Origin of the sequence: Bacillus sp. JJ864 (genome assembly GCF_036963045.1) — a bacterium.
Classification (GTDB): domain Bacteria; phylum Bacillota; class Bacilli; order Bacillales; family Bacillaceae_G; genus Bacillus_A; species Bacillus_A pseudomycoides_C.
The window spans coordinates 1-1,626 of sequence record NZ_JBALLY010000255.1 but is presented as its reverse complement, the minus strand read 5'-3'; the positions used below and the strand labels follow the sequence as shown (position 1 = coordinate 1,626).

The following is a 1,626-nucleotide window of genomic DNA, read 5'->3' as shown; positions in this document are numbered from 1 at the left end:
TATCCAAATTACTCGTTCTTTTCTAATTTCATATATTTTCTTACTTGTTTTATCAAGCATGTTGTCAATTTTTCTCTTTCTCCTTCAACATCTCAATAACTCTATCTAACTTCTTCTCAATTTCAACTAAAGAAGCTCTTTGATTAGACTGATTGATGAGTCGTGATCGTATAAACGCACCAAATGAAATAAAAAATAACAGTATTAAAGCGAAGAAAAGAATAATTGAAACAATGTTTACAATTGAAAAAATATCCATTCTTCCGTCGATCCTTTCTATTTCTTCTTTGTTAATATGAAATGACGCTATTTTTTCTTTTTAAACAGTTGCATTAAACAAAATTGTTAAATTAAGAAGAGATCCCCTTACAAAACTTTAAAGTTGAATCTAATTTTTCTTTCTCTGTCAACAAGTCCATTACTTGACAAACAGCTACTGCAAATTCTACAAACGCAGTACCTTTTGCAGATATTATCGTGTCTTCCACTTCAATATCTGTTCCTGTATATACCGATGTTTCAAACAGGGCTTTGTTATTCTCATATGTATGCTGAAGACACGTAAATTTTCTACCGTTAAGTATCCCTGCTTTTCCTAACAAAATGGCGGAAGCACATATAGAAGCAATCGGAATATGTAAGTTAAAGGCGTTCATTAATATCTTACTAACCATTTCCTCATCTACTATTTCATGAACACCATCTCCTCCAGAAATAAGGATTAGATCAAATTCATTTACTTTAATTTCAGATAAAGAAGCTTCGACTTGAGTCCATAACCCACCGATACTTTCTACTGGTTTACCATCAACGGAGACGGTAGTAATTTTCGCTTCCCCCATTTTTCTAAGCAAAAATAATGCATGGGCTATTTCAAAATCAGCGCATTGTTGATAAGCAAGAAACAATACTTTTTTCATGCAATAATCTCTATCCTTTCTATTTGTTATTCAATTACTAATACAACCTTCAACATCCCTATCTGGCACTTTCAGATTAAATTACGAAGGTTTTCACTAACGAATTGTTAGAATAATCAATATGAAATCTTATATAATGAAAGCAGTAATGAAAATACAATATGTCGGACGGTGTTATATATGAATGAAAACCTTACCTTAAAAGAATACTCCTCTGATTATCAATCTCAAATTTTAGATTTAATTCTTTCTATCCAACAAGATGAATACAATATACCTATTTCAAAAGAGGATCAACCTGATTTACTTAGCATAGAAAGCACTTACCAATCTGGTAACGGTAATTTTTGGGTTGCGCTTTATCAAGGAGAAGTTGTAGGCACTATCGCCCTTTTAGATATTGGAAATCGTCAAGTAGCATTGAGAAAAATGTTTGTACAAAAAGAGTATAGAGGTAAAATATTTCAAACAGCTAGTCTTTTATTACATAATGCGATTGCATGGGCAAAGACAAAAGAAGTGAAAGAAATATACTTAGGAACGACGTTACAGTTTGTAGCGGCCCATAGGTTTTACGAGAAGCATCATTTTGAAAATATAGAAATTGATAAATTACCTACAAATTTCCCTGTCATGCAAGTAGATAAAAAGTTTTATAAATACATCGTTTCATAACTAAAGACTCTGTTAATTAATAGTGTTAATT

General features: G+C 31.4%; 3 protein-coding genes. 1 reads left to right on the top strand and 2 read right to left on the bottom strand.

Annotated elements, in window-relative coordinates; all coding sequences use genetic code 11:
- Nucleotides 1-64: 64 nt before the first annotated feature.
- Nucleotides 65-259 (bottom strand): DUF4083 family protein, encoded by a 195-nt coding sequence (locus V7024_RS24135; RefSeq protein ID WP_335524609.1) that lies wholly within the window; start codon nt 257-259, stop codon nt 65-67.
- A 91-nt stretch (nt 260-350) separates the two neighbouring features.
- On the bottom strand, nt 351-920 hold the full coding sequence (locus V7024_RS24130; RefSeq protein WP_335524607.1) for a DJ-1/PfpI family protein: 570 nt from the start codon (nt 918-920) through the stop codon (nt 351-353).
- Between the two features lie 180 nt (nt 921-1,100).
- Between V7024_RS24130 and V7024_RS24125 the strand changes: the two genes are divergently transcribed.
- Entirely contained in the window at nt 1,101-1,595 is a 495-nt protein-coding gene (locus V7024_RS24125) for a GNAT family N-acetyltransferase (RefSeq protein ID WP_335524605.1), read from the top strand.
- Nucleotides 1,596-1,626: the final 31 nt, after the last annotated feature.

Bases quoted from the DNA above. Each gene is read 5' to 3' on its own strand.
- V7024_RS24135 (WP_335524609.1), bottom strand. From the start codon at position 259: ATGGATATTTTTTCAATTGTAAACATTGTTTCAATTATTCTTTTCTTC.
- V7024_RS24130 (WP_335524607.1), bottom strand. From the start codon at position 920: ATGAAAAAAGTATTGTTTCTTGCTTATCAACAATGCGCTGATTTTGAA.
- V7024_RS24125 (WP_335524605.1), top strand. From the start codon at position 1,101: ATGAATGAAAACCTTACCTTAAAAGAATACTCCTCTGATTATCAATCT.